The organism is Bacillus sp. MT94 (assembly GCF_058792475.1).
Genome location: NZ_JBXAEZ010000002.1, coordinates 1,060,926 through 1,086,980, shown reverse-complemented (window position 1 = coordinate 1,086,980; position 26,055 = coordinate 1,060,926). Strand labels below are relative to the sequence as shown.

The window sequence follows — 26,055 nt, the reverse complement described above, 5'->3', positions numbered from 1 at the left end:
CTTATTCACTCCAAGTTGCGTTAAAGCGATATCCAAGTCCACGTACTGTTTCAATAGAGTTCTCAATGCCAAGCTCATTAAACTTTTTACGAAGACGCGTAATGTTTACGTTTAATGTATTTTCTTCAACGAAGCTCTCGTCATCCCAAAGCGCAGCTAATAAATCTTCACGGCTCGCTGTACGAGGGAATTTAGATAATAACATTTCAGCTAAAATAGCTTCTTTCTTCGTTAAAAGAACTTGTTCAGATCCGAAGTGAATTTCAGGACGTTCTGGGAATAGTTTTAAACCTTCTACTTCAACGATACGTTCAGAAATATTTGGTGCATAATCACCGTAAATACGACGTAATTGTCCTTTAATTTTCGCCATTACAACATCGTAGTGGAACGGTTTTGTAATGTAATCATCCGCACCGCTTTCAATTGCCATAATTTGTTCCATCTCACCAGCACGAGCTGAAATGAAAATAATTGGACAAGTAGATTCATGACGAATTTGACGGCACCAGTAGAAACCATCGAATTTCGGTAAGTTTACATCAAGTAAAACAAGATGTGGTTTCACAGCGTTAAACGATTCCATAATATCATCGAAATTCTCCGCTACCACAGCCTCATAACCGTACTTCTGAATGTGAGATTGCAGTAATGATGAAATATTTGGATCGTCTTCAACGATTAAAATTTTATACATATGTATATTCCTCCTCAAAAAAACAATTGTAGCTATAGTGTATCATGTGTTTCAAGTCTTTTCATTATGTTGAAAGATAAGCTAGTAAACAGTATAGGTTAAAAGTGAGAAAAGTAAAAAGGGCGCTGGATTAAATTGACAAATAACGGTAATCGGTTTAACATTTAGATAAATATCTAAATGTCTAATTATCGAAAGGAAGAAAGACATTGAATCAAGCATTCAAAGCATTAGCAGATCCAACAAGGCGAAAAATTTTAGACTTATTAAAAGAAGGTGATTTAACCGCTGGTGAAATCGCTGAACATTTCAATATGACAAAACCAAGTATTTCACACCACTTAAGCGCACTTAAAAATGCTGAACTTATTCAAGATGAAAAGAAAGGGCAATTTGTTGTGTACTCTTTAAACACAACTGTCTTTCAAGATTTATTAACTTGGGTGTTTACATTTACGAATAAGGGGGAAGAGGGGAAATGAAAAAACATCTTTTTGCAATCTTATTAATTGTTATAACTTGTTTAGCTTGGGCGTTTGCTTGGCCACATTTGCCGGATACAATTGCAACGCATTGGAGCGGAGGTAAGGTAGATGGATATTCTTCTAAATTTTACGGAATGATTTCTATGGTCGGAATTATGATTGCATTATATATATTTCTAAATGTGATACCAAAGATTGATCCAAGAAAAGCAAATTACGAGAAATTTTCTAAAGCCTTTATGATGATGAATAATGGTGTACTATTGCTACTATTTGTAGGAAATATAGATATTATTACAAGTGGATTAGGATACAATTTATTCATTAATCGCGTGCCGGAATTATTAGTGGGTATTTTATTTATAGTCATCGGAAACTATTTACCACAATGTAAACCAAATTATTTTGTAGGTATAAAAACGCCGTGGACGTTAAGTAGCGAAGAAGTATGGAGAAAGACACACCGTTTTAGCGGAAAGGTGTTTGTTGCATTGGGGATCATTATGATTTTAAGTGTTTTTGCACCAGTAACGTGGAAATCTTTCGTAATGGTTGGAATTATTATTGGTGCAGTAGGATTAACGATGGGATATTCATATATTGCTTATAAAAAAGAAATAGGGGCCTAATAAAAAATTATGGGGGAGAGAGGATGAAAAGACACGTATTACCATGGAGTTTAATTATTGGCATTGCAATTGGATGGTATATTGTATGGCCATATTTACCAGAACAAATTCCACGCCATTATAATGCAGCAGGAGTAGTAGATGGATATTTTTCTAAAATAGAAGCAAGTTCATTCTCGATAGGTAGTATGGTAGTGCTCTATATGATATGGCTAGTTTTTGGATTCATAAAAGATAAGTCTACACAGCAATCCAAAGTTCTTTCAGCGATTAATTATGCCATTCTCTTTATCGGATTTGGATGTAACATATTTGCACTATTAGCAGCGTCTAATTATATTGCATCGGGCTCAATTGCATTTAATTTTGGATTTGGAACATTGTTTCTTGTACTAGGTAATTACATGCAACAAACGAAGCCGAACGGGTTAGTAGGCATTCGAATGGACTGGACATTAGAAAATCCTGTAGTTTGGAGAAAAACACATAGATTTGCTTCGAGGGTATTTGTAATAGGTTCACTTTGTATATATGCCGGGGCTTTGCTTCCAGATCCATTTAATATTTTTATGGGGATTGGAATCATATTAATATGTATTATCGTATCAACAATAAAGTCATATAGTATTTATAAAGAAGAGTTGAAAATGTAAATAAAGCTGCTTTTCCTTTTAGGGAAGAGCAGCTTTGTTTTTTTATCACTTCTTCAAAACCGGTATCCAAATTTCACTTTTAAAGTTTGGAGAAGATATGTGTTTCTGTTCATTCCACAATACTTCCGGTCCTTCCGCTAGTTCATATTTCGAAGAAGGGAACCATTCAGAATAAATACGCCCCCATACATTTTGTAGTGCATCAGGAAATGGACCGACAGCTTCGAATATAGCCCATGTTGAAGCTGCGACTTCGAGTTGTTTAAACTGCTCTGGACAATCCTTTGTTGTGGCTACTCCAATATAGTGATCAAGTTCTCCTTTTTCCGCCATTCTTCCTTCAGAAAAATTAGTAGAAGCACTAATAATTCCAGTAGGTGCAATGTTTGAAAGGGACTTTAATGTTTGAATAGACTCTGGGTTTAAACTTTTCCACATAGAAGCAATTTCTTCATTTACACCGTTAAAAACGATTGGGACTCGTTTTGTAATACCTATAATTCGAAATGGCTCTTTTTCTTCAATTCGATAGTTCATTTCATTTCCTCCTTGAATAGATAATTGGAAGGTCATTGGTGAATAAGCCTTCAAAGAATGGCTACTATTTCGGGCCTCTGAAGGTGTTATACCGTGCAAGTTTTGAAATGCACGAGTGAATGAATCTGGCGAGTTGTATCCATATTTTATAGCGATATCAATGACTTTTACATTGTTGTTTTTTAGTTCAAAGGCAGCGAGGGTAAGACGTCTACAGCGAATATATTCTGATAGTGATATGCCAGCTAAAAAAGAAAACATTCTCTTGAAATGATATTCGGAGCAGTAAGCTATTTTTGCGACTTCTTTAAAATTAATTTCATGTGTAAGGTTGTTTTCGATATACTGCATTGCAGCATTTATATTTTTAAGTGAATCCATATTATGACCTCCTCTGTACATAGAATAGCAGGAACGAAATAGCTCCATCCGACATTTCGTGCACAACTTTGTAGGTGCATTTTTTACCTTACAAAATTGTAATGTTCCTGTAAGGAGAATGAATGGATGGTATGATATCCCAATGTTATAGTAACAAAGTACTTTAATTCATTACGTTAACTTTTTGATTTCTTTACTTATGTGCCTTACATAACTGTCATGTTTGTGTAAGAAACATCGATAGTGGCAAGAGTAGAGAGTGTATATAGTTGAAAATAGAGAATAGAAGAAATGAGGGATGTCGAGATGAAAACAGTATTAGAAGCAAAAAATATTGAAAAAGTATATGACACGGGTGGTAATAAATTTGCAGCGTTAAAAGGTATTAACTTACAAGTAAAAGAAGGTGAGTTCGTTGGAATTATGGGACCTTCTGGTTCTGGTAAGACAACTTTACTAAATGTTCTTTCTACAATTGATAATGCGACGAACGGTGAAATTTTAATTGATGGAAAAGATATTGTGAAAATGAATGATGATAAGTTAGCGTTATTCCGCCGCGATCATTTAGGTTTCATTTTCCAAGATTATAACTTATTAGATACGTTAACAGTGAAAGAGAATATCGCTTTACCACTTGCGTTATCAAAGGTGAAAGCGAGTGAGATTGATCGCCGCGTTCTTGAAATCTCAAAGAAATTCGGTATTGATCATATTTTAAGTCAGTTCCCATATCAAGTATCTGGTGGGCAGAAGCAGCGCTGTGCAGCATCGCGTGCAATTGTTACGAATCCAAGTATGATTTTCGGAGACGAGCCAACTGGAGCACTTGATTCTAAATCTGCAACAGATTTACTTGAAAGTATGAAGTCGTTAAATGAATATGATAACTCAACAATTTTAATGGTAACGCACGATGCATTTGCAGCAAGTTATTGTAAACGAGTTATTTTCATTAAAGATGGTGAACTATATAAAGAATTGCACCGTGGTGAATCAACGCGTAAACAGTTCTTCCAAAAAGTCGTTGACGTAATGTCTTCTATTTCTGGAGGTATGGCTGATGACCTTATCTAGCATTGCCCTCCGCAACATACAGCGGAACTTTAAAGACTACTTTGTATATTTCGCATCTATGATTTTTAGTATTGTTATTTATTTTACATTTAAAGCACTGCAATATAATTCACAAATGGAAAAAGCAGCAGAAGCTTCAAAAAAAATTAGCGGAGCGTTCCAAGTTTCCAGTGTGATGCTTATCATTTTCGTAGCAGTGTTCATTATATATTCGAACGGATTCTTTACACGTAAACGTAAAAAAGAAGTTGGCTTATATTCGTTATTAGGTATTCGTAAAAGACAAATTGGTAAAATGCTCTTTTATGAAAATATGTTAATGGGATTAATGTCATTAGTAATCGGGATTGCGATCGGTAGTGTCCTTTCGAAATTATTCCTTGAGTTATTAGTAAATATGATGGGATTAAATTTAAACGTTCATTTTGAAGTACCGATGGCTGCCATTATTGATACAGCAATTATTTTCTTTGTGATTATTTTATATACATCACTTCAAGGATATCGTTTAATTTATCGCTTTAAGTTAATTGAACTTTTCCGTGCAGAACGTGAAGGAGAAGCAATGCCAAAAGGATCTGTCATCATGGCATTAATTTCAGTTTTCTTAATCGGTTCAGGTTATTTTTTAGCGCTAATGTACATGAAAGCAGTTATGTATGCAGACTTTATGGTCGTTGCATTATATATTTTATTAGCGACAGTAGCAGGGACTTATTTACTGTTCATGTTCTTCACAGTATTTGTATTGAAACGTGCAAGAAATAATAAGTCAGCATTTTATAATGGTATGAATATGGTAACGACATCGCAGTTACTATATCGTATTAAAGGAAATGCGAAATCATTAGCGACAATCGCTATTTTAAGTGCAGTTACATTAACAGCGGTTGGTACGTCAGTTACGATGTATTACAACACATTTACGCAATCAAAAGTTGCTGCGCCGTATAGTTATTCCTATGAGAAAAAAGATGCAGCATTAGATAAAAAAGTAAATGAAATACTTGCTGGAGAGAAGAATAATCACCCAGTCACATATGAATCAGAAGTTGAAATGATTCCTGTGAAAGGAACATTTAAAGGTGAAAGAGCTGATCAAGTTCTGAACACACACTATAATGTTACGAATCAGTACCAGCTTATTTCTCAATCAAGCTTTAATAAACATGTGAAACATTTAGATGTAGAACCTGTAAATTTAAGTGCGAATGAAGCTTTCGTATATGATAGCTTATATATTGAGAAACTTGATTTTGGTCCTCTTTATACAGGAAATACAGCTGTATTCCCTGTTGGAAATGAGTCAAAAGAATTAAAAATTAAAGGTGTAAATAATAGAAGCCTTACAAATTTAAATGAACTATTTGTAATCGTTCCTGATAAAACATATGAGCAAGTGAAACAAGTAAACGAAACGCGTACTGTAAAAAATATTGATGTAAAAGGTGAGCGAAATAGTAAAGAGTTAACAGCAAAATTAGCAAGCATTATGCCAGCTGGAGAATCAGAAGTTTTAAAACCATTTAACGATTTCTATACAGGATTCCAAATGGGGCTTGAAACGACAGGCTTAATGATGTTTATTGGGTTATTCTTAGGATTAGTATTCCTATTAGCAACAGGCTCAATTATTTACTTTAAACAATTAACAGAAGCAAGTGCTGACCGTGATCGTTACATTGTCCTTCATAAAGTTGGTGTAACGAAGCAAGAAATGAAGAAAGCTATCGCAAAACAAGTGAGCTTTATCTTCGCTATTCCGTTAGTAATCGGTATTTTACACAGCTTATTTGCACTAAAAGGTTTATCAAATATATTACCATTTGAAATTATGATTCCGCTTCTCATTAGTATTGGAGTATACGGTGTCATCTATATTGGATATTACTTCTTAACGGTTCGTTCTTATTATAAGATCGTGAGTGCGAAGTAATAAGGGGCAGCTATTGCTACACGCGATAGCTGTTTTTTTATTCTTCATAAAATCTTAAGAAACTTCCTCAATTTTTATTAAGAAACGATAGTTATACTTAGACACAAGTTAAAAACTATCGAACGAATGAGGAGAGGTTTACATGCAGCTCATTACATTTTTACATGAATTTATAAAGCATCCAAAACATACTGGTGCAATTGCGCCAAGTTCAAAAATATTAGCAAAGAAAATGGTCGATGTAATTGATTTTAATAAAGCGAAATGTATTGTAGAGTTAGGGCCTGGCACAGGGGTTTTTACGAAAGAGATTATGAAGAGAAAAAAGAAGGAAACAATATTTCTTCTTATTGAAATTAATGAAGTATTTTTCAAAGAATTAAAAAGAAAGTTTAAAGATGAGCAGAATGTCATTGTTGTACACGGTTCAGCTGAAAATATAAAGAAGTATATGGAGGAGCTCAATATAGAATGCATTGATTACGTTTTATCAGGGTTGCCTTTCACTTCTTTACCAGAAGAAGTTTCAAAGCGCATTTTAAATAATGCGATGGAAGCGATACATGAGAATGGTGAATTCATTACATTTCAATATTCACTTGTGAAAAAAGGGTTTATACAGCACTTCTTTCCAGAAATTACGCTAGAGAAAGTGTGGCTCAATTTCCCACCAGCGTACATCTTTAGCTGTAAAAAAGAGCTAAGGAGAGCATATGCATAATGGAATTACATGAATTATTATCTTATATTGAACAATACGGTTATTGGGCATTATTTTTCTGTTTATGGTTAGGTATTATCGGTATGCCAATTCCAGACGAAATGATCGTAATGAGTGGTGGCTTTGTATCTTCACTAGGGATATTAAGTGTCATTCCTGCATTTTTATTAACATATTTAGGTGTTGTATCTGGGCTTTCTTTAGGTTATATATTAGGGAAAATATTTGGTACGAAAGTACTTGATAAGCTAATGAAAAAGAAAAAGGCGAAATATCTTTTGAAATCTCAACAAATGGTAGAGAAGTATGGTCATTATGCGTTAGTCACAAGTTACTTCATACCAGTTGTAAGACATATCGTACCGTATTTAGTTGGAATGAATAACATGTCATTTAAGACGTATGCTTTGTATTCTTATACGACAGGATTTGTTTGGACACTCGTTTACTTTGTGCTCGGTGCTTTATTTGGAAAACATATTGAAAGTATTGTAGCGATCGCGATAGAATATGGCGTGTATTTTGGCGTGATTGTTTTTATAGTTACAGGTATTCTTTATTTATATAGACAAAAAAGAATCACGCTGATGAGTAAATAGAAGTAAAGAAAGTTTCTTCCAGTATGAAGGACAAGATAGGATTATAAGTATAAAATTATCTTTATTTAATGGTAAAATATAGGTAAGTAGTTAAGGAAGGAAGAGCGTTGTGCTACTCATTTTTAGCCTTATCTTAATTGGAATTATGTGCAGTATGAAAATAGTATCCTTACACATGATAGAACGACAAAAGGTAGAGGAACGATATGTATATTGTCCAAAATGTGATACGAAAATTAGAAGAGGAAATTCAGCTCCTTTTTGTTCGAAATGTAATTTAATATTTTAAAAATAAAAAGTCCGAAATCACTTTATATAGTTTCGGACTTTTGATTTTTAAGTAAACATTAATCCACCTAGTTCTCTTTCGTTTGTTTATTAGCTAAAATGGATTATGAATAACAATAGTATGTAAACGAAAATAGATATAAATGTACACATGGAGTGTTATATTTGGAGATTTTAATCATAGTAGGATGCCTAAACTGTATGGATGTTAACCTTTTTAGAGAAAGATATCCCAGCTAATTTAGTTTGGAAGATTGAAAGAATTGATTGAAAATAGATGAGAAGTGGAGTGCATATGATGGAGACACAAATCGTTATTGGAGTACCTGGTTTATGGAAAGATAGAACAGAATTAATACAAGAAGTTGTGAGTAAAAGTAACTATATATTAGCGGGAAATGTTATGCACCATAAGGAGAAAGAGATTGGCTTTGAAATTGATATATATGAACAAGACCCTTCTTTGAGAGAGGCTTTCTTCTATGCAGGTGGTGAGCGTTTTGATGAAGAATTGCTTCAGGAGTTGGAGAAGCATACTTATACAGTGTATGTTATTGCAAAAGTTGACGATACAGAGAGATTACAAGAAGTAATTGATGTAGGAATGGAACTTTTAAATGCAGGTGGACTTGCTTTAAAAGTTGAAACAGCAGGTGTGGCTTATTCGAAAGAAGAATGGCAAGAGCTTGCAGAGAATAAGGAAATATTCCCGATGTATTCGCACCTTGTAACTTTAGTTGGAGATGAAGAGGACGGTTACTATTCATGTGGAATGCAAGCATTTAATCTACCAGACGTTGTTTTAGACGGAGGGATAGATCCGGAAGTAGCTGTAGATTTATTAAATGATTTTAACCTACATAATATATTGGAAAAACCTAATTTGAAAGATGGAGATACAATTAGTTTCACAGAAGATGCTCCAGTGTATCTTTTATCTCATTATATAGATAATCGTTATGAACAAGAGGATCCATTTTATAACCAGTGTGGGGTATGGAAGTTAGAGAGTGCTTCGGCAAAGAAATCTATCTTTCAAAAATTGGGGAGTGTGCTAAAAGGATGGAAAAATACATAAAAGAACAGAGGGGTATATGTGATAAATATAAAGCGGAGTATGTAGAATCTCCGAATGACTTGAAATTAGGAATAGCGCAAAATGTGAAAGATGGTATCGCTCCGATTAATGGGTTACGAATGCCTATAGAAAATGGAACGACAGGTTGGTACATTTGGGCTGGTGAAGAAATGGGGACAGAAGAAGATTTCTTTCTTCCTTTACACGTTCAACATATTGATGAATGGGCACCTGAAATAAAGAAGTATTTAGGGTTACCACCTGGTTGGAGATTTTTAATTGCTGGAGATTACGAGGACGTGTGGTATGATCCGAATTTGTTTGATGAAGATTTAGAAGAGGATGCAGATGAATGGGAAGAAAATATGCTACAAGAGTATGGATGGTACATGCATAGCATATTAGCAGAAGATATTGATGGCATCCATGCTAATTATCATACGCATGGTCTAAGAGATAACTTTAATCATCAAGATTTACAAATAGCATTAAATATGGATCCTGAAGTCGCGCATAGTGTTTTTTGTACCATAATAGAAGAAATAAAGAGCGGAAAAAAGTTTGAACAAGGGATTGAGTATACGAATATTATTGAAGGATATCCCATTATTATGAAGTCTTTCGTAGAGATGGATCGAGAAGTTTTGAGGGTTTTATTACCTGATGAAAGAGGGATTCTTCCTACGAGGCCAGAGTGTGATGAATGTTATAAGACTCAATTGGATGATATTGAGGAGAGTTGATAAAAAAGAGCTTGAAACTATTCAAGCTCTTTTTTATCACTATTTATGTCCTAAAATATGCTCAATCTCATGCAAACTTAATTTACTTGCCTTAGCAATCGTTTCAAGTGGTATACCAAGATCATACATATTTTTAATCATTTGAATTTTCCCCTGTTGAACTCCTTCTTTTCGACCTTGTTCAATGCCTTGTTCAATGCCTTGTTCAATGCCTTGTTCAATGCCCTGTTCAATGCCTTTTTCAAGCCCTTTTTTAATTCCTTGTTCCATTCCTCTTTTTATTCCTTCTGTCTCTGCATGGGCGAATTTTGCTGCTTCATCCATTAAAACTTTCTCCCTTGCGTCATAGGCTTGCCGGAAAGAAGAATCTTGACTCATACGTTCCCATCTATTTATCGCTTTTTGTAAAATAGGATCTTCGTTCATAGCAATATCCTCCAATAGTTTAGTTAAGTGCTCATCCTCATTTGCTGAAAGCAATAAAAGCCAACGAACAAATGGATCTTTCCACGGATTTACTTTTTCTTCATGCCATTGTTCAGTTAACTTTGGAATTTCTATAATGTGGATTTCTATGTCGTCACTTAGGAGCTTTTTTTGTTGTGTATTCCATAATATGCTCGTTGTATGGAAGGCTGGGTGTTCCGAAAACATTACGAAGTTTAGTAAGTTTATGGTGATGGTTTTGTGAAGTGCACTGTAGGGCATCCCTTTTTGTAGTTGAGATGTGTATAGTCTTCCCCAATAATATAAACTGCGTTTAACCATATCGTGATTATTATTGAGTTGTATTTCTACATTAACTTTTGTTCCTGTGTCTAATGTCGCTGAAATGTCTAAAATAGATAACTTATCCTCTTCATATTCCCTGTGTAAATGTGGATCTTCTAGTTGTAGAGAAGCAATGGGCGACTCTAAAGACTCTTGTAACATAGCATTTAAAAATGCAATTAGAATATCTTCGCTACCATTCGTACCAAACAATTGTTTAAATGCAAAATCAATGCGTAAATTAACTAACTGTTGGTTGAACAAAGTTTGTCCTCTCCCTTATATGAAGGTGCTTCTTTCCTTCATTGTACATAAAAAGAACTAGAGTATGCAAACAAGCCATTCTTCTATTTTTTAGTAGTGTTATTAGAATGTCACAGTTAAGTATGGTTATGTTATACTCTAGTGAAATTAAAAAAATATTTTTGTTTATATCGAGGTGAAGATGCTACATATGCAAAAAGATATTTTAAAACTATTAGATAAAAAGCAAAGTAACTATGAATTTCCTGCATTTGATAATGAATATATGGATATTTCGCAAGTGAAATTCTCTCTTTTCTTTAACGATACTAAGGATTGGTTAATGGTGTTTCAACTTGTTGGTGTAGGTTCATTAGGTGTATGTAATGATATTCAAGTATATGGAGATAGAATTACTCATTCAATGGGTGATGATTGCATTTTACAATTAAATGATGGCAATTATGAGTTGTTTGATGATGAAGGTGAATTTATGCCGAATATTTATAACGGCAGTCTAAAAATTCGTGAGCATCGTTTTGAATATGAATTTACAGAAGAGGATTATATAAATAATGGAATAGAAGTACAAACGACAGAGCATTATCCAACATACTTTATGCGTATGCTTGCTACTAATGAGGAAGCTCAAAAATTATTGTGGTGGGATAAAGGAGAAATTTTAGAAGAGTTCGGTTTAGAAGGCGACTGGGAAGTAGCGTATGAAACGGAAGAATGGAAACATGTTGAAGACGAAAAAGTAAGTGAAAATGAATTCTTCCAATCAGTAGCCTCTGCAATAGAGAAGAAAGATCCAAGTGTTATTGTGAATGAAAATGCTAATACGCATTGGAGAAATTGGGTAGAGTTTGATTGTGACTGAAAAGGATAGGAGAAAGAATAACAAATGAAAAGAAGAAGAAAATCCGGAGAAAAAGTACAAATGCATCGTTTTGCACTACCTCTATGCTACGGAAGTGAAGCGCCATATTATTATTACGAGGTAGCGCCCCATGAAAGAGAGGGACGCTTCCATTTAACATCGGATCTTTGTGTAATGGATGATGAACATTATTTTATTAGAGGATGTTTAGAGATTCCTATCATTGACTACCACGAAAACTTCATATGGACTGTTTGGGTATCACTTAGTAAAGAAAGTTATGATGAAGTATTAGAAAAGTGGGATGAGAGAGGCCGAGAAAATAGTGATCCTTATTTTGGTTGGTTATCTGTAGAAATACCATTTTATCCAGAAACATTAAATTTAAAAACAAATGTACATATAAGAGAAGTTGGAATGGCACCGTATGTTGAATTAGAGCCAACCGAGCATCCTTTAGCAATCGAACAAAGAAATGGAATTACTTTAGAGAGAGTTAAAGAAATACAAGAAATGATTCAACGACATAGCTAGATTAGAAGAGAAAAAAACGAGTGCTAGCACTCGTTTTTTTCTTTACACAACCGCAGGATTATAAATCATCGTAAAGTGTCCTGTTAATAATTCAATGTGACAAGGTGTATGAAGCGAACTTTCTCCATCTGTATCTACTTCTTTTTCTTCTTTCGTTTCAATATGAATGGATTTCGCTTTTACGTGGAAGATGTCATTTTCATTTGAATCCTCGAATAGTTTCTTTCCGATGTAATCTTTAAATGCTTGAATACCTGTTGATTTGACTACGAAAATATCAAGTGTTCCGTCATCACATTTAACGTTCGGAATAAAGGATGGAATACCACCAAGATATTCACCATTTCCAACCATGACAAGGACAGCTTCGTCTTCATATACTTGTCCGTCATAAGTAATTTTTACTGGGAATGTTTCAGCATTTTTTACAGTTCGAATTGTGCTTAAATAGTAACCGATTTTACCAAGCTTTGCTTTTTCTTCTGCATCGATATTGTTTGATACTTCAGATACGAGACCAATGCCCCAGAAGTTTAAGAAATGTTGTCCATTTGCTTTTGCAACGTCAACTGGTTTTATATGTTCTTTTGTAATAAGTTTTGCCGCTTCTGCAATGTTTTGCGGAACACCAAGTGTGCGAGAGAAGTCGTTGCAAGTTCCGCCTGGAATGATTGCAAGTGTAGGTCTATTTTCGAGAGGTGCTAAGCCATTTGTGCATTCAAATACTGTTCCATCACCACCAAAGACGATAATTAAATCTACTTTACTAGCAAACTCTTGGCAATATTTTGTTGCATCACCTTGTTTTTTCGTATGAAGGATATGTAGATCAGGAAAAGCTGCGGCAAGAGGTGGTACGATTTTCGTTAAATTTGTATGGAAGTCACCTTGACCAGCTTTCGGATTTACGATAAGGAGTACTTTTTCAAATTTTGTCTTTGTCATTTTTCATCTCTCCCTGTAGTTTGTAATGGCAAGAAAGGAGCTGTTCCCATGTATTTTAGAACAGCTTCTCCCTATTAATTGGATGCTAACATTGTCAGTTATTGTCGGTAAGTCGATATATTTAAAAAATCGCCGATATACATTTTATGTACTATCAATTTTTTAAGTTATACGATTATTCCGTTACAACTGAAGCAATGAATGGTAAGTTACGATATTTTTCCGCACAGTCGATACCGTATCCAACGATGAATTCGTCTGGAATTTGGAAGCCAACATACTCAGCTGTTAAGTCTACTTTACGGCGTTCTGGCTTATCAAGTAATGTACAGAACTTGAGTGCCTTTGGTTTATGCATAAAGAAGTGGTCTTTTAGGAAATGAAGTGTTAAACCAGAATCGATAATATCTTCTACAACAATTACGTTTTTCCCAGTAATGTTTACGTCGATATCTTTTAGTAGTTTCACTTTTCCTGTTGTTTCTGTTTGATTTCCGTAGCTAGATGCAGAAATAAAGTCAATTGTTACATCATTTTTGATGTGACGAATTAAATCAGCAGCAAATACGAATGAACCTTTTAATACTGCGATAACTACGATTTCTTCTCCTTCAAAGTCACGTTCGATTTGAAGTGCTAATTCTTTAACTTTTGCTTGTAATTGTTCTTCAGAAATTAAAGTGTCTTTTATTTCAATATTCATTGTAATCCTCCTACAGTGTAAAACTTGCGAACATTTCGACTGTAAAGGATAGAATAGAAAAAGTCAAAGGAGATAGTAATTTTTTACAAAGATAACGACAAAATCATCTGATGATATGATATACTAAGTATATTAAGAAAACGCTTCCATAAAGGGTGAATATGATGAAGAAGAAACAGTACACAAGTGTAACATTTATAAAAGCATTACTTTTAACAATTGTTCTTGGCCTGTTGGCTTACGTAATTGATGTACCTGCGATTCGTATTTCATTAATTGGAATGACTTTAGTGTTAGGAGCAATTTCGCACGGTATGATGTCGCAGCTAAAAGAAGCTGGACTTGATGATATGAGAGATCATATAGATAAAAAGTAAGAAACCTTCATTATATAGAGTGAAGGTTTTTTTGTTTCTTACAAAAATGTAAGGTAGTTGTAAGGCAAATCGATAGTTGCATAATAGCATTTTGGATAAACTATGGGTGTAAGGTAAAAGGCAAGCATATTTTAGGTAAATTAAGTTTTAGGCACTCTATATGTGAAAAAGGAGTAGGAGGGCATGGAGAAACGTTGGACGACCTTTTCTTTTTTAGCGACTAGTAACACCGTAATGCTAGATGGAAAAATGGATTTTTTGCACTTGTTTGATCGTGAAGATGATCATTCTTCTTCTAAATTTACAATGAAATGGAATAAATGGAGCGAAAGTTGTAGGTTTGAAGAAGAGGCCCCTAACGAAGAGCAAAAGATTATTTTAACAAACCCTATTAAAGCGTGGGTTGTTCAACGTCGTAAGTGTAACGTCAAAAATCACTTCAAGAAAACTGAGCCGAGACAATTAGTTATCGCTCCGGCCCGTTCTACTTCCAAATCACGCGAAAGTAACATGTAAATATTGAGACACACACCCGAAAAAAACATCGTACATATTACGATGTTTTTTTCTTTTTCTACAATGAAATCTTTAAATGAAATATATTTCATCTGCATCTTATATTTATATCTCTTGCTTATTCTAGTAATACATCCGGTGCGAGTTGATGTGAATAAAATATAAGGAGAGAATGAAGATGAAAAAGAGACTATTACCAATTTGTGCAATGGCATTTTTAACAGTAGGATATTCTTCAGTAGCGAGTGCGGATACTGGAACAGTAACAAAGGAAGAAGAAGCGCAAGTGCAACAAGATAAAGCTAAAAAAGAAGAAGCAATTAAGGAACAGCAAAAAAATGAAGTAGAGAAAAAACAAGCGGCCCAAGTACAAGAAAAAAATGATATGGCTAAAAAAGAGGAAGCAATAAAAGCTGAGAAAAAGAGTGAAGAAGAGAAAAAGAGAATAGCGCAAGAACAGTTAAAAAATGATATGGCAAAAAAAGAAGCAGCGATAAAAGTCGAGCAAAAGAATGAAGTAGCTAAAAAAGAAGTAGTAAAGCCAGTTGTACAAGGTGAAAAATTACCAAATACAGCATCAAATAATGTAGCAATGATGGGATTAAGTGCATGTCTTGTAGCGATAGGTACATTATTTGGTTTGAATCGTCGCAATAAGATTAAAGTGTAAATAAAATATTTTCCTATAAAGAATGGAATAATTTCATATATTAAAAATGGTAGGTTACTCCTACCATTTTTTGCATGGAGGGATGAAGAATGAAGTTACTCAATTATATCGGTATCATATTGATGGCTATTGGGCTATTCATGGGATCCTATTACGCTGTGGAATGGTATAAAGGAAAAAGCTCTGCTCAAGAATTAACGAAAGAAGAAATAAAGAGCCTTAAAAATATACAAGATACTCAACTTTCTCATGAAACACCTGTAACTTCTCAAGTGCCTTCTTCTCAAACAGAACATAAAGAAGGTGAAAAGGTAGCGATGTTAAACATACCGAAAATAAAGAAGAAGTTTTCTATATATTGGGGAGCGGATGATACGACTTTGAAAAAAGGAGTTGGTATGTTTGTTAGTGATTTAACGACAACCCCATCTGGAGGAGGACATACTGTACTGAGTGGACACCGAGATACTGTATTTACAGATTTAGGAGAGTTGAAAGAAAAGGATACTCTTGTTTTAGAGTATGATAATAAAACGTACACATATGAAATTCAAAAGACATGGATTACTCATGCGGATGATCGTACTGTTATTATAAAAAAAGAAGAACCGATATTAACACTGACAACTTGTTACCCATTTGATTATATAGGGGATGCACCAGATAGATATATTATCGAGGCGACGTTAACTGGCAGTTATTCAAAGTGAAATTATAGTTTCTGAAAACGGGAGGGGGATATATCAGTTATGTCAAAAAACATTTTAATTGTTGAAGATGAAGACATATTACGTGAAATATTAAAAGATTATTTTTTAAGTGAGCAATATGTAGTGTTTGAAGCGAGGGACGGGAAAGAGGCTTTAGTTGTATTTGAAGAAGAAGAGGTTGATTTAGTTATTTTAGATATTATGTTGCCAGAACTCGATGGATGGTCTGTTTGCCGAAGGATTCGAAAGACGTCCGAGGTGCCTATTATTATGCTAACGGCGCGCGTAGATGAAGACGATACGCTACTTGGTTTTGAACTTGGGGCAAATGACTATGTGACGAAGCCGTATAGTCCGCCAATTTTATTAGCAAGAGCGAAAAGGTTGTTAGAAAGCAGAAAAGTGACAAAGCAACTTTTAGAGAATGAAGATGATACATTATCAATCCACGATATTCACGTTCATTTTCCGTCACGCACTGTTACGGTAAATCGAACTGATATTAATTTAACGCATACAGAATTTGAAATATTAGCGTATTTCATGAAAAATCAAGGAATCGTTTTAACGCGAGAGCAACTCATTTCAAGAATTTGGGGATATGAATTTGCTGGCGATGATCGAACGGTGAATAGCCATATTCGTAATTTAAGAAATAAATTAGGAGAGAAAGCAAAGTACATTACAACTGTAGTACGAACTGGTTATAAATTTGAGGGGAATATATGAGAAAAGGAATTGTACTAAAATTATTTACTCTTACAACAGCATTATGCATGTTAATTTTAGCGACGATATTTATTGGACAAACGATATTTTTCAAACAATATTATGCGAATCGAAAAGTGGAAGATATTAAAGTGAATTTAAATTCCTTTGAGAAGAACTATTTAAATCATGCAGGAAATGCAGAAGAAATTCAGAAACTAGAGCAAGACTTTTTAAGAGAAAATAATACGTGGATTACGACATTAGATAAGAATGGGAATTTAAAACATGCAGATGATTTTTATTTTGAAGTAACGATAGATCGTAGGCAACAAAAGAGCTTTGGACAACAAATATTCAAAATTCCCTTAGGTAATCTCGTCAATATAGAGGAGATTGATAATAAATTATCAGAGCATTTTTTAGGGCAAGAAATTTATTTTTCTGGAGTGAGAAAAGAAGATAGTTTTATTCCATTCTCTTTTTCTTTATCTAAACAGAATTTAAGCGGATCTAATAAACCGCTAGAAAAAGCATTTAATGAGAAAATGAGAAAATTATATGAGGAAAAAAAGAAAGCAACCGGGGAACAAGTTGTTAAGGAGAAGAGGCCAGCCGTTCAGGAGCAAGCTGCCCCAGAACCAGATGTTTACATAGGAGGGCGTGTTACGAAAGTACAGTTTCCAGATGTAAAAGGCCCCGTAAATCCAATTTATAAAAATACTTTATTTTTGGATAGTATAAAAGAATTTCAAACGGATGTATTACTAAAAGAGAGTAATCAAATAGAGTATTCAACAAAGACCATGGACTATGAAAAGAATGATATAAAATATAAATTATTAATGAAACCAATAAAAGAAAAAGATGGATCAGTAACATATATTTATGCGATGGCTTCTTTACAGCCCGTAGATGAAGCTGTACAAATGGTGCAAGATTATTACATCTATATCATTGCATTTGTAGTCGTTCTTATTTTTTTAGCTTCGTTTTATTATTCAAAACAAATTGCAAAACCATTATTAAAAATAAATGATACGACGAAGAAAATAGCACAATTAGATTTTACAGAAAAAATACCGATTACTTCAAAAGATGAAATTGGAGATTTATCGAAAAATATTAATGTGCTATCAAATAAACTCCATTCGCATATTGGGCAGTTAGAAGAAGATATTGAAAAGGAAAGAAAGTTAGAAAAGACGCGAAAAGAATTCATTTCTGGTGTTTCACATGAATTAAAAACACCGCTAAGTATTATGAAAAGCTGTATTTCTATTTTAAAAGACGGGGTAGCTGAGCATAAAAAGGATTATTATTTTCAGGCGATGGAGAGAGAAGTAGACAAAATGGATACGTTAATTTTGGATATGCTTGAGTTAGCTAAATTTGAATCTGGTACATATAAAATGAAAAAGGATTCGTTTTATATTGATACAGTAATTGAAGACATATGTGAACATCTATCTGTGGAAATAGAGAAAAAAGAGCTTCGTGTTCATAAAAATATATGTTCATTTGAAGTGATTGCAAATCAAGGCCGGATTGAACAAGTCATCGTAAATTTCATTACGAATGCCATACGTTATACACCAAATAAAGAAGATATTATTATTTCTACAATAGATGAGAAGGATCGTATAAAAGTGTGCATTGAAAATAAAGGTACTCACATTGAAGAAGAACAATTAGATAAAATTTGGGATCGTTTTTATCGAGTGGATACAGCTCGTCAGCGTTCACAAGGTGGGACGGGGCTTGGGCTTGCCATTTCAAAGAATATTTTAGAACTACATGATACTGAATATGGGGCAGGAAATACAGAAGATGGTGTGTTATTTTATTTCTATTTACCGAAAAAAGCGTAGAAAATATAATCTACGTTTTTTTAAATTATTTTCATATTATCTTTACCTAATCTTTATTTTTAATCAGTATAATTTGTTTAGAATATGAGGTTATGTAAGGAGTCGATGAACCGTGCATAGCAATTGGCTAAGTATAATGGTATTTATTTTCTTTTGCGCATTTATTGTATTTTTAATTAATATTACGATATGAAAAAAGAGCGCTCATTAAGCGCCCTTTTTTTGTGTATTCATTTGATAAGCACTGATGCTTTTGAATAAGCGTGGTGAAGTGATAAATAAAAATATAAGTAAAACGGTACATAGAATATAGGAACCAATCATTGTACTACCGTTAAATATTAAAGAATATAGGAAAGCCGATTGGCCTTTTGGTGCATATTGTCCCCAGAAAATGATACCAGCGATAAAGTGACAGAAGTAACGAGCTAGACTACCGATAAAAGTAGCGACGATAATGTATCCAATTACTTTCTTTCCTTGGTTTGGTTTTGATGAAGGTTTGTCTTTACGGCTACCTAAATTTGATTGTTCTTCGCTATTTTCATTTGACGCTAAAAGCGCCTTTTGAATTGGACGATAGAATAAACCAGCAAATCCAATGAATGCGAAAGCAACAAAGTATTCAATTAATACTTGAATTGGTGTGACGATAATGGCATCGCCTACGACAATTTGTAATAATCCCCAAATTAAGCCTCCTAAGAAAGCCATTTTGAAGCCCCAGCGGTATGCGATAATAAAAATAGGAATCATAGCAAATGAAATGGAACCGCCTGTTGCTGATATTTTGATTGAAAGTGGTAAAATGTCGATGACCAAGGCGAAGGCTGCAAGAATAGCAGATTCAATCATCGCTTGTAAATTGGTGTTACGCATGTTGTCTCCCCCTAAATCCAAGTTGTACAAAAAAGAATAGATATCATAGGAGGATACGAAATACGTAAATAAAAATGAGGTATGTATTTCGGACGTTTGCACAATCCCTGCGTTAGCATTAACTAACAGGTTCGAAGGGTCGGAACGAAGTGTTCCCTCTCAGCGGCATGGCTCCCCCAGTGATAACGAGATTCTTTATTTGCTATTGTTTATTGTAAGCGAAATGGATGAGAATGGCAAACAAATGCTGTATGACAATAATTGAAATAGAATTGTAGCGAAATGTTAATAAATATGAAGCAAAAGGGTATAGTACAAGAGAAATTGGGTGTGGTATAATTTTTTTGAAAATAATTATCATTCTCTTCTGAGGGGGAAGGTTATGAGCTTAGTAGATATTAAAATTGGAGAGAAAGTGTTAGTAAAAAGTATTCAGTCTTTAGATCAGCTATTAAAGCGTAGACTAGCTGCTTTCGGTCTTGCGGAAGGAAGCGAACTTCGCTTGAAACAGAAAGCGATGTTCAAAGGTCCTTGTACATTGGAGTGTCGTGGACAGTTAATTAGTATTCGTCATTGTGACGCGAAAATGATAAAGGTGGAATTAGCGTGAATAAGGTAGCTTTGCTAGGGAATCCGAATACAGGGAAGACATCATTATTTAATGCACTTACTGGTTCTTATGAATACGTAGGAAACTGGAGCGGTGTAACAGTAGAAAAAAAGGTTGGTAAATTAAAAGATAGACAAGGAACATTAATTGATTTACCAGGTGTGTATGATTTAAATCCAGTTTCACGTGATGAAGGTGTTGTAACAAACTTTCTATTAACAGAAGAATTTAATCATATGTTAAATATCGTAGATTCTTCGCAATTTGAGAGAAATATGCATTTAACGTTGCAATTACTTGAATTTGGTAAGCCGGTCTCAATTGGTTTAAATATGGTTGATGTGGCGAAGCAAAGAGGAATTGTCATTGATGTAAAACGATTATCAGAACTATTAGGTGTAACAGTCGTTCCTGTCGTTGCAAGAAGTGGAAAAGGTTGTGAAGAACTACTTGCGACTCTTAAAGAAAATGACAAAAAGGAGAAAAAGCCATTCCTTATTTCATATGGTGTACAAATGGATGAAGGAATTGGAGAAGTAATTGCTCTTTTAGAGACAGCGAATTATGAGCATCCGAGATGGTTAGCACTTCAATTTTTAAGCAATAACGAAGTAGTAGAAAAAGAAATGAAAGCATTACCAATTTATAAGGAACTCATAGCCATTCGATCTCGCTTAGAAGGAAAACTTGATTGTACGTTAGAAGAGCACATTTACAAAACTCGTGAAGCGTATATTGAAAAGTTAAAAACAAATGTTATGAAGCATGAGAAAGAAGGAAAAATTCCTTTTTCAGAAAAAATTGATAGATTAATTACACATAAAATTTTAGGACTTCCAATCTTTTTAGCAGTTATGTTTTTTATTTTTCAGGTTACGTTTACGTGGATTGGTACACCTTTATCGGATATGTTAGATGAGTTTTTTGGTGGTCAGCTTACGGATTGGGTGACGGCTGGACTTACAAGTATTGGAGCTTCTGATTTTATTCAAGCACTCGTTACAGAAGGTATTATTGCCGGTGTTGGTGCTGTATTAGTATTCGTACCACAAATCTTTGCACTATTCTTTTTCATTTCATTATTAGAAGACTCAGGATATATGGCGCGAATTGCAGTTGTTATGGATAGAATTATGGAGTTCTTTGGCTTAAACGGTAAAGCTTTTATTCCGATGATTATCGGTTTTGGATGTAACGTTCCAGGTATTATGGCAGCGAGAACGATTGAACAGGAGAAAGAGCGCTTACTTACAATTTTAGTAACACCGTTTATGTCTTGTTCAGCACGATTACCTGTATATGCATTATTTGCGGGCGTATTCTTCCCTAATAGTCAGGCGACTGTTGTATTTTCTTTATATGTCGCAGGTATTGTTCTGGCATTACTCGTTACAAAAATTATGTCTCTTACGATTTTGAAAGCAGAAAAATCTATTTTCGTAATTGAATTACCGCCTTACCGTGTGCCACAAGCGAAAACGTTATGGCTGAGCACGTGGGAGAAAGGAAAGGGATTTGTTCGTAAAGCTGGTACATTCATCTTTGGTGGTTCGGTTGTTATTTGGTTATTAAATTATGCAGGTCCATCAGGATTTGGCGTTGATATGGGAGATAGCTACTTAGCGATGATTGGTGGATTTATCGCACCATTATTTGCACCGCTCGGCTTTGGAACGTGGCAAGCTGCGGCATCCCTTTTAACAGGATTTTTAGCGAAAGAAGTTGTCGTTTCTACAATGGCAATTATTTATGCGGTTAAAGAAGATGTGCTTGGAAATGTAATGGGAGCACATTATACAGCATTATCAGCTTATGCATTTATGTTCTTTATTTTATTATATGTTCCGTGTTTAGCGACCGTAGCTGTTATTAAACGTGAAACAGGATCAGCGAAATGGACGATTTTCTCAGTCGTGTATCCACTCGTAGTTGCTTATGTATTAACGCTCATTATATACCAAGTTGGATCCCTACTCGGATTCTAGAAGGAGATGTATTGTGATGATGGTCAATATTATAATTGGAGCTATCATTTTTGGTTATGCAGCATATACGTTAGTTAATTTTGTAAAGAGAAGTAAAAAAGGGAAATGCGCGGCATGTTCTTTAAATAAGTCATGTCAGTCGCAAACTTGTAGCCCGGATATGGAGCAAATTGCTCATAATAAATAGAAAAAAGCTTTGCGAATGTCGCAAAGCTTTTTTGTTTTACTTTTTAATTTTTACAAGTTGAGAAGCTTCTACGCCTTTGTAACCAGGGAATTCTTTACTCGGGTCTTTATCAAATTTTAATACACCTACAGATTTTTCATCACCTTTTACATTGCTGTAAGTTGCGTCATCAACAATCGCATACATATCTGTATATGCACGGCCACTTCCGATAATTGTGTTGCCTTCATATTTTAATTTCGCTCCATCAAGTGTAGCATTTTCTACTTTCTCTTTTGCGAATAATACACCTTGTTCTGTTGTTACAGCTGGTAATTTATCAAGTGGTTTCGTGTTGTCTTTTTCATCAACTTTGCTAAGTAACTCTTTTTTCACTAGTTCTTCACCAGTTTTCTTATCCATTACAAGAACTTTTTTACCATCTAATGTTGTCATTTTCATTTTATAGAAGTCTTTTTCTTTTACTTCTTTTTTGTTTTTATCTGTAATTTGTTGAACTTGTTCTTCTGAGCCGTACAGTACAAAACCGTTCGCTTTCTCTCCTAATAAAGAACAACCTGATAATGCTCCAAATGAAATTGCTGCTGCTAATCCGATTCCTACTAATTTTTTCATGATGATTTCTCCTTTGATATGTTTTATAGTAAATACATTTTTGTATTAGTTCCGAAATGATGAGAAGCTTGTTTGCTGCTTCTGGTATTAGTGTATAAGAAATATGGAAACGTAACTATCGAGTTAGCTTACAGTAACATTACACTTATGTAATTTAGTGAAAGTGCGCAAAAGTAAGTTAATTTCAAAGAGGGATAATGAGAATATATTAGAAATACAATATTGTATATAGAATGTCATATTATAATGGATGTATTTTGGAAATAACATGTAAGGACATATTAGTTTTGTTATAATAAACACATAGGCTGTAAAATGAATATTCTTTACTGTAAAGGGAGATTTTTCAGTTTTCCAAGTAGTGAATTTGAAATATGAGGTATATCATAGGAGGAATTTAAATGTCTGTATTTAAACGATTAAGAGATTTAACAATGTCAAATGTGTATTCGTTAATTGAAAAAGCGGAAGATCCAGTTAAGATGACTGATCAATATTTACGCGATATGCAAGCGGATGTACAAGAAGCAGAGAAAAGTGTAGCGGCTCAAATCGCGCTTGAGAAGAAATTCAAAATATTATTTGAAGAGCAAGAAGCACTTGTGAAAAAACGTGAAGAGCAAGCTCATATGGCTGTTCAAGCTAATAACTTAGATCTTGCGCGTCGTGCATTAGAAGAAAAACAAAATGCAGAGCAAAAAATGAATGAGTATAAAGCAAGCTACGAGCAAAACAAAGCTGCTGCTGATAATCTGCGCCTTAAGCTAGAAGAAATGCGCAAGCAATTAAATGAGCTGAAAAATAAACGTGAAACACTTGTAGCACGTGTAAATGCAGCGAAAGCACAGAAGAATATTAATCAGGCGATGTCTGGATTTGATTCAAATTCAGCAAAAGCTGGTTTAAGCCGTATGGAAGAGAAAGCTCTTCAATTAGAGGCTGAAGCGGAAGCAAGCGGTGAAGTTTATAAGAAAGAAAAGTCATTAGATGATGAATTCGCAAGCTTAAACAAAAATTCTGCTGTTGACGATGAATTAGCTCGTATTATGAAGCAGTATGAGAAATAATATAGAATAGAGACAAATGAACCGACATGTCTAAACAAATTCATGTCGGTTTTCTATTATATTTTTGAGGAGGTTTTGCAATGACATGGATGAATGTAGTTGCCATGCTTGTATGGACTGGAGCGAGTGCAGTACTTTTATTTGCAATTATGTGGGTTGATTCGATTTTTACAAAATACAATGATTTAAAAGAAATCAAAAATGGAAATACAGCTGTAACAACTCGTTTTATTATGAAATTATTTGCACAAGGGTACATTTTATCTCAATCGATAACGAAAGCAAATGATTTATGGCAAGCACTTCTTGCATCAGCAGTTTCTTTCGTTATTTTATTAGTGGTAGAAATGTTTATCGAATTCGTATTAAAGAAAATGTCTGGTCTTGATTTAGAAGAAGGTACGAAAGAAGGTAGCGTTGCACATGCGATGTTAGCCGGATCATTACATATTGTTGGTGCACTTATTTTAGGTGCTTGTTTATAAAGAGAAAAGGAGGGGTAGATCATGAGTTTATTTAAACGAATTAAAAATATAATGAAAAGCCCAGAGCCACCGAAGCCGGAAAAGAGTCTTTTAACGTTAGCTCCTGGTGATATGATTGAAGTTTCATTAGTCATGTACGAATTAACTGGGAAAACGAGTATGCATTCTCGCAAGGAAATTGTTTTAACACTGCAAGACGGGAAAGACATTCGTTATTTAAAAATTGAAGATCGTGAAAATACGTATTACAAATTATATACACCAATTGATGGTCGCTTAGATTCAATTGAGGAAATTCCGACGACAATTGAAATGGATGATACAGAGTACCATATGGAAGAACAATATAACGGACGTGTTGTTGTGATGGGGAAAACACCATTCTCAGCTTCAGAGGAACAGTACGTCTGGGAATTCCAATCAGATAATCGAAAATTATTGCGTATTGAATGGCAAAATGGTCGTACAATGATGTATGAGGGAGAAGCAATCATTCCTGCTGATGTACAAATTATAAGAGCAACGTAAGGGGGCGTAATCATGTCAAACCGATTGTTTACCATGATTAAATCGTTTGTGATCCCTATACTTGCTATCGTTACATTACTTGTTGTTGCTGGTTATGCCTTATCAGGTTGTCAAGGCGGGCAGACAAAGTCGATTCAAGACCGTTATCCGCTTGAGTCTGTCGCAAAGGAAGGTAAACAAGAATCTTACGTGTATAGGGCCGCCAATCGGTCAGTTCCTGAAGTCGCGAAGGAACTTATAGCCGAAAGGAAACCGAAACAAGCATCTAAAGAAGACGAAAATCAAATGTTTCTCGTTTATTCGGATAAAATGTATAACCTTCAAAAGGATAAAGAGAAACCATCTGATACGTTAATTGAAGTAAGTAATGAAGAATTTGTCCGTCAAAACTACCAACCGTCCTTCTTGCAAGGATATATTATGGGTAGCATATTAAACGATATATTCGGTTCACGAAAATCATCATATGGTGATTATCGAGGATATAATGACAGACAAAATCATAAACCAGTTATTCCAGAGAGACCACCTACGAAAGAAGAAAAGAAAACCCCACCTCCAATTACGAAGGAAGGGAAAGGGTCTATCATTAAGCGAGGCGATAATGTAGATTCGAAACCATCAGTAGGTGATAAGGGAAGTATTACTGAAAAAGGAAGTAATACGACGCCCCCACCTTCTACTGGAAGCAAGGGTAAAATTACAAAAACACCAGGTGGTTCAAGTGGATCAGATGTGAAGCCGAAATCATCTATTAAAACGCCGCCAAGAAATACATCTCCTCCGAAAACGAGGGTCGGTGGTTCAGGGAAAATTACGAAGAGAAGATAGTAGAGAGACCGAAAAGTGTAAGTTGCTTTTTGGTCTTTTTTCTTGTTATAGGAACTAATTCCTTTCGGGTAGTGCAATTTAGGCGTAAGAGGGGAGAGTAAAAATATATCAGC

32 protein-coding genes and 1 riboswitch are annotated in these 26,055 nt (G+C 34.5%); of the genes, 25 read left to right on the top strand and 7 right to left on the bottom strand.

Annotation, left to right across the window (positions count from 1 at the left end; genetic code table 11):
- Position 1 precedes the first annotated feature (1 nt).
- Entirely contained in the window at positions 2–697 is a 696-nt protein-coding gene (locus tag AC1Q51_RS11440) for a response regulator transcription factor (RefSeq protein ID WP_000276738.1), read from the bottom strand.
- Positions 698–906: 209 nt separating this feature from the next.
- Between AC1Q51_RS11440 and AC1Q51_RS11435 the strand changes: the two genes are divergently transcribed.
- From AC1Q51_RS11435 to AC1Q51_RS11425, 3 genes are read left to right on the top strand one after another with little or no spacing between them, the layout of a single operon-like run.
- Positions 907–1,179, top strand: coding sequence for an autorepressor SdpR family transcription factor (locus tag AC1Q51_RS11435; RefSeq protein ID WP_001070531.1), 273 nt, complete (start codon positions 907–909; stop codon positions 1,177–1,179).
- A complete protein-coding gene (locus tag AC1Q51_RS11430; RefSeq protein WP_090976789.1) occupies positions 1,176–1,811 on the top strand; it encodes an SdpI family protein in 636 nt (211 codons plus the stop codon). The genes AC1Q51_RS11435 and AC1Q51_RS11430 overlap by 4 nt, the downstream gene beginning before the upstream one ends.
- Positions 1,812–1,834: 23 nt before the next feature.
- Positions 1,835–2,464 (top strand): SdpI family protein, encoded by a 630-nt coding sequence (locus tag AC1Q51_RS11425; protein ID WP_090976792.1) that lies wholly within the window; start codon positions 1,835–1,837, stop codon positions 2,462–2,464.
- 45 nt (positions 2,465–2,509) lie between these two features.
- Here the strand turns inward: AC1Q51_RS11425 and AC1Q51_RS11420 are convergent, their stop codons facing one another.
- On the bottom strand, positions 2,510–3,382 hold the full coding sequence (locus tag AC1Q51_RS11420; protein ID WP_492331507.1) for an AraC family transcriptional regulator: 873 nt from the start codon (positions 3,380–3,382) through the stop codon (positions 2,510–2,512).
- A 306-nt stretch (positions 3,383–3,688) separates the two neighbouring features.
- Between AC1Q51_RS11420 and AC1Q51_RS11415 the strand changes: the two genes are divergently transcribed.
- From AC1Q51_RS11415 to AC1Q51_RS11385, 7 genes are all read left to right on the top strand, one after another.
- Positions 3,689–4,459 carry an ABC transporter ATP-binding protein gene (locus AC1Q51_RS11415; RefSeq protein WP_000859656.1) on the top strand — a complete coding sequence of 257 codons (771 nt, stop codon included), beginning with the start codon at positions 3,689–3,691 and terminating at the stop codon, positions 4,457–4,459.
- Positions 4,446–6,395 (top strand): ABC transporter permease, encoded by a 1,950-nt coding sequence (locus tag AC1Q51_RS11410; RefSeq protein WP_000176150.1) that lies wholly within the window; start codon positions 4,446–4,448, stop codon positions 6,393–6,395. The genes AC1Q51_RS11415 and AC1Q51_RS11410 overlap by 14 nt, the downstream gene beginning before the upstream one ends.
- A 142-nt stretch (positions 6,396–6,537) precedes the next feature.
- Complete coding sequence (locus AC1Q51_RS11405) at positions 6,538–7,116, top strand: class I SAM-dependent methyltransferase (RefSeq protein WP_098284234.1); 579 nt, start codon at positions 6,538–6,540, stop codon at positions 7,114–7,116.
- Entirely contained in the window at positions 7,116–7,715 is a 600-nt protein-coding gene (locus tag AC1Q51_RS11400) for a DedA family protein (RefSeq protein WP_000418924.1), read from the top strand. The genes AC1Q51_RS11405 and AC1Q51_RS11400 overlap by 1 nt, the downstream gene beginning before the upstream one ends.
- 109 nt (positions 7,716–7,824) lie before the next feature.
- Complete coding sequence (locus AC1Q51_RS11395; RefSeq protein ID WP_001986677.1) at positions 7,825–8,004, top strand: hypothetical protein; 180 nt, start codon at positions 7,825–7,827, stop codon at positions 8,002–8,004.
- 297 nt (positions 8,005–8,301) lie between these two features.
- Complete coding sequence (locus AC1Q51_RS11390) at positions 8,302–9,081, top strand: DUF4261 domain-containing protein (protein WP_142245194.1); 780 nt, start codon at positions 8,302–8,304, stop codon at positions 9,079–9,081.
- Positions 9,066–9,824, top strand: a complete 759-nt coding sequence (locus AC1Q51_RS11385) for a DUF4262 domain-containing protein (protein ID WP_088024164.1) — start codon at positions 9,066–9,068, stop codon at positions 9,822–9,824. Before AC1Q51_RS11390 ends, AC1Q51_RS11385 begins: the two co-directional genes overlap by 16 nt.
- Before the next feature lie 39 nt (positions 9,825–9,863).
- Here AC1Q51_RS11385 and AC1Q51_RS11380 read toward each other — a convergent pair whose 3' ends face one another.
- Positions 9,864–10,859: an Rpn family recombination-promoting nuclease/putative transposase gene (locus AC1Q51_RS11380; protein ID WP_492331506.1), complete on the bottom strand. Its 996-nt coding sequence runs from the start codon at positions 10,857–10,859 to the stop codon at positions 9,864–9,866.
- Between the two features lie 190 nt (positions 10,860–11,049).
- On the opposite strand from AC1Q51_RS11380, the gene AC1Q51_RS11375 reads away from it, so the two are divergent.
- The gene (locus tag AC1Q51_RS11375) at positions 11,050–11,721 is read left to right on the top strand and encodes a DUF7003 family protein (RefSeq protein WP_090976798.1); all 672 of its coding nucleotides are present in this window, start codon (positions 11,050–11,052) and stop codon (positions 11,719–11,721) included.
- Positions 11,722–11,745: 24 nt separating this feature from the next.
- Positions 11,746–12,255 (top strand): DUF2199 domain-containing protein, encoded by a 510-nt coding sequence (locus AC1Q51_RS11370; RefSeq protein ID WP_090976800.1) that lies wholly within the window; start codon positions 11,746–11,748, stop codon positions 12,253–12,255.
- Positions 12,256–12,297: 42 nt separating this feature from the next.
- On the opposite strand, the gene AC1Q51_RS11365 is transcribed toward AC1Q51_RS11370, so the two are convergent.
- Both AC1Q51_RS11365 and hpt read right to left on the bottom strand, forming a co-directional pair.
- Positions 12,298–13,200: a diacylglycerol/lipid kinase family protein gene (locus AC1Q51_RS11365; protein WP_492331505.1), complete on the bottom strand. Its 903-nt coding sequence runs from the start codon at positions 13,198–13,200 to the stop codon at positions 12,298–12,300.
- Between the two features lie 175 nt (positions 13,201–13,375).
- Positions 13,376–13,903, bottom strand: coding sequence for a hypoxanthine phosphoribosyltransferase (gene hpt / locus AC1Q51_RS11360; RefSeq protein WP_001019295.1), 528 nt, complete (start codon positions 13,901–13,903; stop codon positions 13,376–13,378).
- Positions 13,904–14,064: 161 nt separating this feature from the next.
- Here hpt and AC1Q51_RS11355 point away from each other — a divergent pair, with 161 nt between their 5' ends.
- The 6 genes from AC1Q51_RS11355 (at position 14,065) to AC1Q51_RS11330 (ending at position 18,755) form a co-directional block, all read left to right on the top strand.
- The gene (locus AC1Q51_RS11355; RefSeq protein WP_002001286.1) at positions 14,065–14,280 is read left to right on the top strand and encodes a hypothetical protein; all 216 of its coding nucleotides are present in this window, start codon (positions 14,065–14,067) and stop codon (positions 14,278–14,280) included.
- 183 nt (positions 14,281–14,463) lie between these two features.
- Positions 14,464–14,796: a hypothetical protein gene (locus AC1Q51_RS11350; protein WP_000415613.1), complete on the top strand. Its 333-nt coding sequence runs from the start codon at positions 14,464–14,466 to the stop codon at positions 14,794–14,796.
- A gap of 178 nt (positions 14,797–14,974) precedes the next feature.
- The gene (locus AC1Q51_RS11345) at positions 14,975–15,466 is read left to right on the top strand and encodes an LPXTG cell wall anchor domain-containing protein (protein ID WP_078401147.1); all 492 of its coding nucleotides are present in this window, start codon (positions 14,975–14,977) and stop codon (positions 15,464–15,466) included.
- A gap of 89 nt (positions 15,467–15,555) precedes the next feature.
- The gene (gene srtD, locus AC1Q51_RS11340) at positions 15,556–16,176 is read left to right on the top strand and encodes a class D sortase, LPxTATN-specific (RefSeq protein ID WP_053563488.1); all 621 of its coding nucleotides are present in this window, start codon (positions 15,556–15,558) and stop codon (positions 16,174–16,176) included.
- A gap of 39 nt (positions 16,177–16,215) precedes the next feature.
- Positions 16,216–16,905: a response regulator transcription factor gene (locus AC1Q51_RS11335; protein ID WP_000041862.1), complete on the top strand. Its 690-nt coding sequence runs from the start codon at positions 16,216–16,218 to the stop codon at positions 16,903–16,905.
- Positions 16,902–18,755 (top strand): sensor histidine kinase, encoded by a 1,854-nt coding sequence (locus AC1Q51_RS11330; protein ID WP_242320978.1) that lies wholly within the window; start codon positions 16,902–16,904, stop codon positions 18,753–18,755. The genes AC1Q51_RS11335 and AC1Q51_RS11330 overlap by 4 nt, the downstream gene beginning before the upstream one ends.
- 207 nt (positions 18,756–18,962) lie before the next feature.
- Here the strand turns inward: AC1Q51_RS11330 and AC1Q51_RS11325 are convergent, their stop codons facing one another.
- Positions 18,963–19,634, bottom strand: coding sequence for an energy-coupled thiamine transporter ThiT (locus AC1Q51_RS11325; protein WP_001246567.1), 672 nt, complete (start codon positions 19,632–19,634; stop codon positions 18,963–18,965).
- Between the two features lie 86 nt (positions 19,635–19,720).
- A riboswitch (TPP riboswitch) is annotated at positions 19,721–19,822 on the bottom strand.
- 194 nt (positions 19,823–20,016) lie between these two features.
- Here AC1Q51_RS11325 and AC1Q51_RS11320 point away from each other — a divergent pair.
- Genes AC1Q51_RS11320 through AC1Q51_RS11310 form a run of 3 tightly spaced genes read left to right on the top strand, consistent with a single transcriptional unit; the run spans position 20,017 to position 22,416 of the window.
- Positions 20,017–20,244, top strand: a complete 228-nt coding sequence (locus tag AC1Q51_RS11320; RefSeq protein WP_000060512.1) for a FeoA family protein — start codon at positions 20,017–20,019, stop codon at positions 20,242–20,244.
- Positions 20,241–22,229, top strand: a complete 1,989-nt coding sequence (feoB, locus tag AC1Q51_RS11315) for a ferrous iron transport protein B (RefSeq protein WP_053563489.1) — start codon at positions 20,241–20,243, stop codon at positions 22,227–22,229. The genes AC1Q51_RS11320 and feoB overlap by 4 nt, the downstream gene beginning before the upstream one ends.
- A 16-nt stretch (positions 22,230–22,245) precedes the next feature.
- Positions 22,246–22,416 (top strand): FeoB-associated Cys-rich membrane protein, encoded by a 171-nt coding sequence (locus AC1Q51_RS11310; RefSeq protein ID WP_000989598.1) that lies wholly within the window; start codon positions 22,246–22,248, stop codon positions 22,414–22,416.
- A gap of 36 nt (positions 22,417–22,452) precedes the next feature.
- Here the strand turns inward: AC1Q51_RS11310 and AC1Q51_RS11305 are convergent, their stop codons facing one another.
- Positions 22,453–23,031, bottom strand: a complete 579-nt coding sequence (locus AC1Q51_RS11305; RefSeq protein ID WP_048565089.1) for a lipoprotein BA_5634 family protein — start codon at positions 23,029–23,031, stop codon at positions 22,453–22,455.
- A gap of 401 nt (positions 23,032–23,432) precedes the next feature.
- On the opposite strand from AC1Q51_RS11305, the gene AC1Q51_RS11300 reads away from it, so the two are divergent.
- From AC1Q51_RS11300 to AC1Q51_RS11285, 4 genes are all read left to right on the top strand, one after another.
- Positions 23,433–24,098: a PspA/IM30 family protein gene (locus AC1Q51_RS11300; RefSeq protein ID WP_000110280.1), complete on the top strand. Its 666-nt coding sequence runs from the start codon at positions 23,433–23,435 to the stop codon at positions 24,096–24,098.
- A gap of 80 nt (positions 24,099–24,178) precedes the next feature.
- Positions 24,179–24,583 (top strand): DUF350 domain-containing protein, encoded by a 405-nt coding sequence (locus tag AC1Q51_RS11295; protein ID WP_000220087.1) that lies wholly within the window; start codon positions 24,179–24,181, stop codon positions 24,581–24,583.
- Positions 24,584–24,604: 21 nt separating this feature from the next.
- Positions 24,605–25,111: a DUF4178 domain-containing protein gene (locus tag AC1Q51_RS11290; protein ID WP_000051755.1), complete on the top strand. Its 507-nt coding sequence runs from the start codon at positions 24,605–24,607 to the stop codon at positions 25,109–25,111.
- A gap of 12 nt (positions 25,112–25,123) precedes the next feature.
- A complete protein-coding gene (locus AC1Q51_RS11285) occupies positions 25,124–25,942 on the top strand; it encodes a DUF4247 domain-containing protein (protein WP_065229475.1) in 819 nt (272 codons plus the stop codon).
- Positions 25,943–26,055: the final 113 nt, after the last annotated feature.

What these genes read in the sequence shown, in the direction of transcription:
- AC1Q51_RS11440 (WP_000276738.1), bottom strand. Translation starts at nt 697, where the DNA reads ATGTATAAAATTTTAATCGTTGAAGACGATCCAAATATTTCATCATTA.
- AC1Q51_RS11430 (WP_090976789.1), top strand. Translation starts at nt 1,176, where the DNA reads ATGAAAAAACATCTTTTTGCAATCTTATTAATTGTTATAACTTGTTTA.
- AC1Q51_RS11425 (WP_090976792.1), top strand. Translation starts at nt 1,835, where the DNA reads ATGAAAAGACACGTATTACCATGGAGTTTAATTATTGGCATTGCAATT.
- AC1Q51_RS11420 (WP_492331507.1), bottom strand. Translation starts at nt 3,382, where the DNA reads ATGGATTCACTTAAAAATATAAATGCTGCAATGCAGTATATCGAAAAC.
- AC1Q51_RS11415 (WP_000859656.1), top strand. Translation starts at nt 3,689, where the DNA reads ATGAAAACAGTATTAGAAGCAAAAAATATTGAAAAAGTATATGACACG.
- AC1Q51_RS11410 (WP_000176150.1), top strand. Translation starts at nt 4,446, where the DNA reads ATGACCTTATCTAGCATTGCCCTCCGCAACATACAGCGGAACTTTAAA.
- AC1Q51_RS11405 (WP_098284234.1), top strand. Translation starts at nt 6,538, where the DNA reads ATGCAGCTCATTACATTTTTACATGAATTTATAAAGCATCCAAAACAT.
- AC1Q51_RS11400 (WP_000418924.1), top strand. Translation starts at nt 7,116, where the DNA reads ATGGAATTACATGAATTATTATCTTATATTGAACAATACGGTTATTGG.
- AC1Q51_RS11390 (WP_142245194.1), top strand. Translation starts at nt 8,302, where the DNA reads ATGGAGACACAAATCGTTATTGGAGTACCTGGTTTATGGAAAGATAGA.
- AC1Q51_RS11385 (WP_088024164.1), top strand. Translation starts at nt 9,066, where the DNA reads ATGGAAAAATACATAAAAGAACAGAGGGGTATATGTGATAAATATAAA.
- AC1Q51_RS11375 (WP_090976798.1), top strand. Translation starts at nt 11,050, where the DNA reads ATGCAAAAAGATATTTTAAAACTATTAGATAAAAAGCAAAGTAACTAT.
- AC1Q51_RS11370 (WP_090976800.1), top strand. Translation starts at nt 11,746, where the DNA reads ATGAAAAGAAGAAGAAAATCCGGAGAAAAAGTACAAATGCATCGTTTT.
- AC1Q51_RS11365 (WP_492331505.1), bottom strand. Translation starts at nt 13,200, where the DNA reads ATGACAAAGACAAAATTTGAAAAAGTACTCCTTATCGTAAATCCGAAA.
- hpt (WP_001019295.1), bottom strand. Translation starts at nt 13,903, where the DNA reads ATGAATATTGAAATAAAAGACACTTTAATTTCTGAAGAACAATTACAA.
- AC1Q51_RS11355 (WP_002001286.1), top strand. Translation starts at nt 14,065, where the DNA reads ATGATGAAGAAGAAACAGTACACAAGTGTAACATTTATAAAAGCATTA.
- AC1Q51_RS11350 (WP_000415613.1), top strand. Translation starts at nt 14,464, where the DNA reads ATGGAGAAACGTTGGACGACCTTTTCTTTTTTAGCGACTAGTAACACC.
- AC1Q51_RS11345 (WP_078401147.1), top strand. Translation starts at nt 14,975, where the DNA reads ATGAAAAAGAGACTATTACCAATTTGTGCAATGGCATTTTTAACAGTA.
- srtD (WP_053563488.1), top strand. Translation starts at nt 15,556, where the DNA reads ATGAAGTTACTCAATTATATCGGTATCATATTGATGGCTATTGGGCTA.
- AC1Q51_RS11335 (WP_000041862.1), top strand. Translation starts at nt 16,216, where the DNA reads ATGTCAAAAAACATTTTAATTGTTGAAGATGAAGACATATTACGTGAA.
- AC1Q51_RS11330 (WP_242320978.1), top strand. Translation starts at nt 16,902, where the DNA reads ATGAGAAAAGGAATTGTACTAAAATTATTTACTCTTACAACAGCATTA.
- AC1Q51_RS11325 (WP_001246567.1), bottom strand. Translation starts at nt 19,634, where the DNA reads ATGCGTAACACCAATTTACAAGCGATGATTGAATCTGCTATTCTTGCA.
- AC1Q51_RS11320 (WP_000060512.1), top strand. Translation starts at nt 20,017, where the DNA reads ATGAGCTTAGTAGATATTAAAATTGGAGAGAAAGTGTTAGTAAAAAGT.
- AC1Q51_RS11310 (WP_000989598.1), top strand. Translation starts at nt 22,246, where the DNA reads ATGATGGTCAATATTATAATTGGAGCTATCATTTTTGGTTATGCAGCA.
- AC1Q51_RS11305 (WP_048565089.1), bottom strand. Translation starts at nt 23,031, where the DNA reads ATGAAAAAATTAGTAGGAATCGGATTAGCAGCAGCAATTTCATTTGGA.
- AC1Q51_RS11300 (WP_000110280.1), top strand. Translation starts at nt 23,433, where the DNA reads ATGTCTGTATTTAAACGATTAAGAGATTTAACAATGTCAAATGTGTAT.
- AC1Q51_RS11295 (WP_000220087.1), top strand. Translation starts at nt 24,179, where the DNA reads ATGACATGGATGAATGTAGTTGCCATGCTTGTATGGACTGGAGCGAGT.
- AC1Q51_RS11290 (WP_000051755.1), top strand. Translation starts at nt 24,605, where the DNA reads ATGAGTTTATTTAAACGAATTAAAAATATAATGAAAAGCCCAGAGCCA.
- AC1Q51_RS11285 (WP_065229475.1), top strand. Translation starts at nt 25,124, where the DNA reads ATGTCAAACCGATTGTTTACCATGATTAAATCGTTTGTGATCCCTATA.